Genomic DNA, 8,537 nt, shown 5'->3' with positions numbered 1-8,537 from the left:
ATTAAAATAATTTATTACTTAGTGAAATAATTATAAGTTAATTTTAGCTTTTAAAAACTTAATTCGTAAGAGTTAAGCGAACCAACAAAACAATTATATTATGAAGAAAAAACTACTGTTATTTTTAATGCTAATCCTGGGCGTTCTTTTTGTTCGTGCGCAGGATGTATCCGTTACAGGAAAGGTTGTCGACAGTCAATCTGGAAAGGCACTCGAAGGCATTTCTATTGTAGTAAAGGGTCAAAAAACCGGAACATCGACCACTGCAGCCGGAACCTTTACAATTAGGGCCAAACAAGGAAGTTTGCTTGTACTTAGCTCCATAAACTACGTAAGCCAGGAAGTTCCGGTAACGTCTTCTACCCTTTCGGTAGCATTGGTTAGCAAAACCAATGATCTGGATGCGGTAGTTGTAGTAGGATTCGGCACACAAAAAAAAGTGAATTTAACAGGTTCGGTAACCACACTTAAAAATGAGGAACTAACCAGGCGACAGGTGTCTACTTCCAGTAACCTGCTACAGGGCTTAGCTCCAGGTGTAACGGTAACACAGCAATCGGGACGACCGGGAGCAGACGGAGCATCCATTAACATTCGTGGTTTAAGCTCTATCTATGCCGGACAAGGCCCACTCATTCTTGTTGATGGTGTTGTATCAAGTCTGGATAATATTGATGCCAATGCCATTGAATCCATTACAATACTAAAAGATGCTGCATCTACAGCAGTATATGGCTCCAGGGCGGCAAATGGCGTTATTTTAGTAAGTACCAAAAGGGCAAAAGGGAAGGAATTAAGCATCAGCTATAATTCTTTTTACACCAAGCAAAAAGCAACCAATATACCTGAGAGAGCAAGTGCTTTGGATTTTATGAAACTCAGCAATGTGGCTCAGCAAAACAGTACCGGTAACCCAAATGCTTTTGTTTATAACCAGGCCACTATAGATAAATATGCAACTACTCCACCGAACAACCTGGATGTAATTGACAACGATTGGGTAAAATTGCTGTTTACCAACTCTGGATTTATGCAAAATCAAAATGTTAATGTATCAGCAGGTGGTGAAAACCTAAAATTGTTCGCATCTGCAACGTACCTGAGCCAGGACGGACTAATACCAAACACCAGATATACGAAAACCGACATCCGCATAAACCCGGACCTGAAAGTAAATGATAAATTAAGCTTCAATGCCGTACTTAATTTTACGCAAAACAACACCACTATTCCCTCAACAAACTCACCCGAATTTATTATTCGCGAAGCTATAGGTTTAATTCCTATAGGTGGTGCTAAATTTGGTGATGGAATGTATGGCAACGCTGGCCAGAGCAACAATAGAAATCCACTTGCCCAGGCCGAAGCAGCCGGTACTTCGAATACCATTACACAATCTACACTTGGCAAAATCGGCTTCACCTACAAACCTATCACGAATATAGACATCGAAGCTTTTGTTGCACGTGAATCGTCGATACCCAACACGAAAACACAGGTTAAAAATGTGGATATTTATCAACCTAACGTAGCCAACCAATCTTATGATCTGGTAAACAAATGGCCAGGCACAAACAGTTTAAGCGAATCTTACTCTACAAATATTAGAACAACCTATCAGGCGCAGGCGTCTTATACAGGCGCTATAAAAGAACACAACTTTAAATTTCTCGCAGGGGTGCAGAATGAACAGTTTAGCTACCGTGGAATAAGTGCCTCCAGAACCGATTTCACTAATCAGGACCTGCCCTATTTAAACCTGGGCACGTTGAATCAAACTAATGCAGGCGGTGCTTATCAGACAGCCATTGTTGGTTTTTTTGGAAGATTTAATTACAATTACAAGGAAAAATATTTACTGGAAGCAAACGGACGTTACGATGGTTCTTCAAGGTTTTCACAGACAGCGGATCAACAATGGGGCTTTTTTCCATCAGCATCCGCCGGCTGGGTATTCAGCAAAGAGCATTTCTTTGAAGGTTTAAGCAATATAATTAGTTTTGGTAAATTCAGGGCTTCTTATGGAAGTTTAGGTAATCAGGCATTATCAAGTATTTATCCTTTTGCAGCTAACTATACTTCAGGTTTAAATGCTTATTTCAATGGTGTTACCAATATAGGTTATACTTTACTCGATGCGCCTAACCCAAACATAACCTGGGAAAAATCAAAGCAGAAAAACATAGGGCTCGACCTTACCTTTGCTAAGTACTTTACTTTTACAGGAGAATATTATATCCGTGAGATTAGTAACATTTTATTAATTAAACCGATCCCGACTTATGTGGGATTAAATGCGCCATATGTTAATGCAGGAACAATGGAAAACCGCGGATATGAGCTCACCTTGAATTTCCGCAAAAAAATTGGTGATTTTGGAATTGATGTAACCGGTCTGTTTGCCGATTCAAAGAACAAAGTGACCAGTCTTCCCGGCGTTCCATATCTTGATGGTGGTTCGGTGCGTACAGCAGTGGGTCAATCATTATTCTCTTATTTTGGTTACCAAGCCGATGGTTACTTTCAGTCTGATGCTGATATAGCCGCCTCTCCTACCCATTTCTTCGTACCAAAACCTGGAGATATTAAATACAAAGACTTAAATGGCGATGGAAAAATCGATCCGAGCGACCGTACCTTTATTGGCAATAACTTTCCAAGATACGAATACAGTTTAAATGCCAATTTCAGTTACAAAAACTTCGAACTGGGATTATTTTTTCAAGGTGTAGGGAAAAAGGAAAACTACATTTCTGGAACTGGGGCCTACCCTTTTTATGCTGCAGACTTTATTCCCGGTTTGTTAGAAGTACATAAAGATTATTGGACTCCTGACAACCCAAATGCAACTTTCCCCAGGTTATTACCTGCAATTGGCGTAAATGGAACTACTTCTTCTTTCTGGGTAAAGAATTCGGCCTACTTACGCTTAAAAAACGTAAATCTATCCTACAAACTACCCGAAACCCTTTTAAGCAAACTCCACGTAAAAAATGCAAAATTGTTTGTTAGCGGCCAAAATCTGTTTACCATAACTAAATTCTGGGAAGGTTTTGATCCGGAAGTGAATAACCAAAACGGAGAGTTTTACCCGTTAATGAAAACGATTACCGCAGGAATAAATGTTAATTTTTAATCAGCATTAAAATGAAGAAGATATTTTATATTATAATAATAGGCGTAACGATTTCGGGCTGTAAAAAAACCCTTGATCTTCAACCGCTTGATACCATTTCATCTACAAATTTCCTAACTAACGAGGCCGAAATAAAACTTGGGCTAACCGGTGTATATAACGGAGCGCAATGGAATTATGGGGCAACCAATACACCGCTGCTAAAGAGGATTGAGGCGGCTACAGATTTTGGCCTCTCCAGAAAAGGAAGCGATCAGGAGGATCTTATGGCCCTGGGCGACAATGGTCCTTTTGTTAATGGAAACGCCATTCCGGCATCAGCCTGGAGCAATGCATATGCACTTATTTCGAGAACAAATAGCTTTCTTGAAGGCATGAAAGCAGGGGAGACAGCCACTCCCACAGTAGCTTACAAAAGAATGAGATCAGAAGCTCTGGTATTAAGAGCATGGTCTTATTATCATTTGATGGTCTGGTTTGGAGATGTTCCGTTTTTTACGGCCCCACTTGCTCCCTCTGAGTATGACACACAAAAACGCATATCCAAGGCACTGATTACCGCTCGGTTATATCAGGATCTGGACGAAGCCTGGGGCTCGTTACCTGCACAAAATGATCGGGGCCGGGTAAATAAGGGTGTGGCATATGGGTTAAAAGCTAAAATTGCAATGTTGATGAAAGATTATCAGACCGCGGCTAATACGGCCAAAGCTGTTATAGATGCCAATACCTACAGTTTAAACCCAACATTTAACAATCTATTTTCACTTGCGGGACAAAATGCAAATGCAGGAAATGAGATACTTTTTATGACCCAATTACCTTCCGACAATGCCAACCCATTGAGTTATTTACAGATCGGGCTTCTTCCCCGTCAAGTTTTAGGCACTTCCGGCAACAACTACCCAAACCAGGCGATGGTTGATAAATTTGAATGTACCGATGGAAAGCGAATTGATCAATCTCCACTTTATGATCCGGCTAATCCCTCAAAGAACAGAGATAAACGCCTCGGCTGGACAATATTTATGCCCGGAGATGAAATTAATGTAGCTACAGGAGCGAACGCGTCCCTTCCATACCAAAATCCGGTTCAGCGCATTCAGTACAACATTTACTCTGATATAGTTATCCGATACAACTGGACTACAAATGCTTTTGTGAATGTTGCGGGAAACCCAGATTATGTTTCGTCCACTAATAGTGTATGGCAATTTGGCTCAACGGGTGCAGTTGGTGGCGTAGGCTACTGCTGGAGAAAATATATCGATCCGGCTCAAAATGCATTTGCCGGTAAATCTGGTTACATTTTAATGCGGTATGCAGATATCTTATTGACTTATGCGGAAGCAAAAATAGAACTGAATCAAGTTGACGCAACAGTTACATCGGCCATAAATCTTGTTAGAACCCGAGCTAGCCAGCCGATTACAATTTTAGGTACCCAAGATGTACTAAGGCAACTAGTAAGAAGAGAACGTGCTGTAGAATTTGCGATGGAGGGCGTTAGATTTATTGATTTAATAAGATGGGGCATTTACAACGATGCAGTAAACGGGCCAATTGTGGGAGCTGCTAAAAACCCAACAGACGTTCCAGCAATCCCGAGCTTTGGGGCAGGAGTTAAAGATCTAAATGACATACCAGACTATACCTCAAGTGCTTCAAAACGCATAAGCTCAAGAAATCAAACGAGATTAACTACATCAAAACATACGCTTTGGCCAATTCCACAGGGCGAAATTGACAAAAACCAGAATCTGATCCAAAATCCGGGCTGGTAATTTTCGAAGAGGCTCCTATGAATAAAATGGGCCTTCAAGAGAGAGAAGGGCAATAAATTCCCTTAAAACGGGCATAACAGAATAGTTATGCCTGTTTTTCGGACTATTTCGTTATTGTTGAATACAAATTTAGAAAAAAAACATTAAAATTTCAGACTCCTATTAGTAATCAAGTTACAAGTATCTGTTAGTTTAATTTTAATGATTGTCCACAAACTGTCTCAAGAAATTATATTCAGCCTCTTAAAGTGGTACAATAGCATTAATAATGAAATTTAATTTTTAATCTTTACATATATTCAATTTTCGTTTTGGTTATTTTAATACCCCTGTTACATATTCTTTGTTGTTCTTCCAGATGGTAAATATTCTGGATAATAATTTCCCACTAATGACAATAATGGCTCTTTTGGGTGTTTTTATTTTTATCAGCTCGTGATATTTTAGGGTTAGTGCTGGATCTTTCCGTATCGCGATCCAAGCACATTCTATAATCAAAGCCCTTATTGTTTTATGCCCTCTGGTGGTCATCTTTCCTTTATAAACGTGTTCTCCCGATGAGTATTCACTGGGGCATAATCCTATAAATGAATTAAATTTCTCAAAACTATCAAAGCGGTTAATGTCGCCTATTTCTGTTAGCATGGTCATTGCCGTAATTAAACCTACGCCGGGAGTAGAAGTGAGCTGAATGTAGGTATCCTTATACTGCTTGCTCTGTGATAGTTTCCGTATTTGACTATTGGTTGCAAATAGCCGTTTGCGCAAGATCGATACATCTTCAATAAGAAAATCTATTGTGATTTTGTTACTCACATCCGTAATCTCTAATTGTTTTAACCAAGTGATAAAATTGTTTGTCCAGTAGGGCTGATCGTATTGTATCGGTATTTTCAATCCTAAAATATTCAAACACGATTTGATGCCCTGCTTTTTAGCCTTTAAATCTCTCTGTACCCTTTGCCGATAGCTGATTAAATTCCTGTCAGCTTCATTGGTACTACTGGGTACATAAATTGGCTTTAACATTGCTTTTGCATAGGCTTCGCCAATTCTTCGTGAATCCGAAGCATCTGTTTTACTGAGCATTCCCTTACTGGTTTGAGGAACATCGCTGGCGTTGACTACATCACAATGAATACCCACTCTCGTTGTACCGAAAATCCACAGAAACCAGCTTCGTAACAAGCACGATAATTACCTTGGGGATAGTGTGTTTTTAAATGGTTTAACAATACACTACCTGTTGATTCCTGGTGGAACGTTTTAACAAAGGTATTTCCTAAGTAGATAGATACAGACCAGTTCTTTTTGTGAACATCTAATCCAATATTGATCGTTTGTTCGCTGAAACTTACGGTCTCTCTCGTTTGCTTGTAGTCGGTAATAAAGAATGCAGAGTTTTTCGTAAGATGGAATGCAGTATTTATGGCAAGAATGGTGCATAGAAATTGGCACTAATAAATACAGAGTCCGTTTCAAAAGTAGTTTAATATTTTTAAGATTCAAAGAAAGTTTGCCGGTTCTGAAGCCTAAAGCTGTCGCCGGTAAGATTAACGACTTCGCACTTAAAAAGGAGCCGGTCAAGTAGCGCTGTTGCAATAACTTCATCCTCTAACATTTTGGCCCATTCTGTAGGTTTTTTGTTTGTGGTAACTACAATTGAGGTGGATTCATAAATATGGTTTATAAAATTAAAGAACGCCACTGCCATGTTTTTTTCTAGTGGGAATAACATGATGTCATCCAGCACCAGCATATTGGATTTAATCAACCTGTTATACTCCAGCATTTGTGATTTTACAAAGTCCTTTGTCCTGAGTGTATTTATGATTTCATCCATTGATCTGAAGTATGCCTTATACCCGGCCCTCACTGCATCGCGACATAATCCAGCTGCCAGATGTGTCTTACCGGTTCCGCAAGGACCCATTAATACCATATTGAATAACTGATCCATCCAGTTGAGCTCCCTCAGCTGCGAGAGTCTTTCTGTTCTTAGCCCATTTTTTTTCTGCGTCGTAAATTGCAAGGTCACTGCTCCTGGGAAGGCCTGCTGATTTCATCCGCTTGACCTCATCCTTTCGCTGGCGATGTTCGACCTCGCTTTTCAACAGCTGCAATGTAAACTGCATAAAGCCGATCCCATTTTTTTCGGCATCATTCACGGTGTCCTCCAGATTCGCTCCCATACCGGTCAGCATGAATTTGCTGCAAAGCTGTCTGATTTCCTGTTTTTGTATTTCCATGTCCTGGTGTTTAATAACAGAGCCACCAATGGCCCTGCTGTATTTATTTTTGATCGAATATCTCGTCGTAACTGTTCAGATCGCTCTGTTGTGGGGCCGTGTCTGCATTTTTTCGACTCTCACCACTCAATGGGTTAAACTGGATTATTTTGGGCTCAGATGTCCCTGCCGCCTGATTCTCCCTGACCATACTTTTTACGATTGCTTTGAAGTCTGTTGCACTTACGATATTATGGCTGCATGCATAATCCAATGCACGGGAGGCTATTCCGGGATCCAGGCCAACTATGGTTGACTTTAATAGCTGGATCTGGTCACGGATGTATCGTGGTTTATGGCTTTTAATCTGACTAATCCAGTTGATTGCCTTAAGCTTATTTTCCATCAGATCACAGAACTCCTCCATCATTTCCACAATCGCGGTTTCTTTGTCCCTTCCATGATCCCGTGAAAGGATTTTCTGGCCTTTGAGCCTGCAGATTTCGTGTCTGCATACTTCAGTATGGCTGTGATCCATGATAATGATCTGCTCATAGGTAATCTTTAGAAGCACAGTCTTTCCCTTTTTGTAGGTTCCAAATGGTACACTATAGACATTGCTTTTATAAGAGATCTTATTATCCTTGTGGACGGTATATGAAGGATAGTCAGTTTGTTTAATATCAGTTGGCTGCCAGGGAAATAAAAAAGCCTGCTCTATAATAAATTCCTGATGCGGAACTAGTTTGGTTGTATTGTGGATCATTGTATTTGCGGTTCTCGACAACCACGCCAGCGCATCGGAATTCAGGGTCTCCAGATCTCTGAAAGAACGGTTATATAGAAAATTCTGTTTTACATACTTTACCACGTTCTCCACTTTACCTTTACTCTCCGGGTCGGCCTTACGGCAAAAGTGGGTGGTGAATTTGGTTGAGCGCACATAATTGCGAAAACCAGCGGTTAGAATAATATCACCCAGATTTTCTGAAACCATGAAGAGCCTGTCCTGGTCATATACAATCTCTATTGGACATCCCCCTATAAATTCAAATGCTCTTTCATGTGCCCCGATAACAGATTCGGTCGTAAAAGGGGTATCACTGAAATAGATATATTTGTATCGTGAACGCGCAAGCACAAAAGTGAAGAACTGGACTTTTTTGGTTTTGCCAAGGGTAGTTGACATGTTGTAGAAACCAAAGTCAACCTGTGCCTGTTGGCCATAGGGGAGCTCCGCAACACAGGCATACTCCCTTTGCTGCTCGATTTTGGGAATATTGTATTTGTTTCTGACCGAACGGACGAAGTTAAAGGCAGTTTTTGGACTGACCACGGGAAAGTTTACATTGTGTTCTTTCAGCCAGTCGTGCATTTGCGCTGCTGGGG

Annotated in this window: 6 protein-coding genes; 2 read left to right on the top strand and 4 right to left on the bottom strand. The window is 40.5% G+C overall.

Annotated elements, in window-relative coordinates:
- The first annotated feature begins 100 nt into the window (after positions 1 to 100).
- Both GJU39_RS22640 and GJU39_RS22635 read left to right on the top strand, forming a co-directional pair.
- The gene (locus GJU39_RS22640; RefSeq protein ID WP_154283272.1) at positions 101 to 3,136 is read left to right on the top strand and encodes a SusC/RagA family TonB-linked outer membrane protein; all 3,036 of its coding nucleotides are present in this window, start codon (positions 101 to 103) and stop codon (positions 3,134 to 3,136) included.
- Between the two features lie 11 nt (positions 3,137 to 3,147).
- The gene (locus GJU39_RS22635) at positions 3,148 to 4,920 is read left to right on the top strand and encodes a RagB/SusD family nutrient uptake outer membrane protein (RefSeq protein ID WP_154283271.1); all 1,773 of its coding nucleotides are present in this window, start codon (positions 3,148 to 3,150) and stop codon (positions 4,918 to 4,920) included.
- 315 nt (positions 4,921 to 5,235) lie between these two features.
- Here GJU39_RS22635 and GJU39_RS22630 read toward each other — a convergent pair whose 3' ends face one another.
- The 4 genes from GJU39_RS22630 to GJU39_RS22620 form a co-directional block, all read right to left on the bottom strand.
- Entirely contained in the window at positions 5,236 to 6,108 is an 873-nt protein-coding gene (locus GJU39_RS22630) for an IS110 family RNA-guided transposase (RefSeq protein ID WP_154283270.1), read from the bottom strand.
- Between the two features lie 310 nt (positions 6,109 to 6,418).
- Positions 6,419 to 6,880, bottom strand: coding sequence for an ATP-binding protein (locus GJU39_RS22625; RefSeq protein WP_245228070.1), 462 nt, complete (start codon positions 6,878 to 6,880; stop codon positions 6,419 to 6,421).
- Positions 6,831 to 7,169 (bottom strand): P-loop NTPase family protein, encoded by a 339-nt coding sequence (locus GJU39_RS24020; RefSeq protein ID WP_245228069.1) that lies wholly within the window; start codon positions 7,167 to 7,169, stop codon positions 6,831 to 6,833. Before GJU39_RS24020 ends, GJU39_RS22625 begins: the two co-directional genes overlap by 50 nt.
- 43 nt (positions 7,170 to 7,212) lie before the next feature.
- The coding region (locus tag GJU39_RS22620; protein WP_154283269.1) for a Mu transposase domain-containing protein at positions 7,213 to 8,537 on the bottom strand (1,325 nt) is incomplete at its 5' end.

Origin of the sequence: Pedobacter petrophilus (assembly GCF_009674725.1) — a bacterium.
GTDB classification, from domain to species: Bacteria; Bacteroidota; Bacteroidia; order Sphingobacteriales; family Sphingobacteriaceae; genus Pedobacter; species Pedobacter petrophilus.
This window is presented reverse-complemented; position numbering and strand designations above follow the sequence as displayed.

What these genes read in the sequence shown, in the direction of transcription:
- GJU39_RS22640 (WP_154283272.1), top strand. Translation starts at nt 101, where the DNA reads ATGAAGAAAAAACTACTGTTATTTTTAATGCTAATCCTGGGCGTTCTT.
- GJU39_RS22635 (WP_154283271.1), top strand. Translation starts at nt 3,148, where the DNA reads ATGAAGAAGATATTTTATATTATAATAATAGGCGTAACGATTTCGGGC.
- GJU39_RS22625 (WP_245228070.1), bottom strand. Translation starts at nt 6,880, where the DNA reads ATGGATCAGTTATTCAATATGGTATTAATGGGTCCTTGCGGAACCGGT.
- GJU39_RS24020 (WP_245228069.1), bottom strand. Translation starts at nt 7,169, where the DNA reads ATGGAAATACAAAAACAGGAAATCAGACAGCTTTGCAGCAAATTCATG.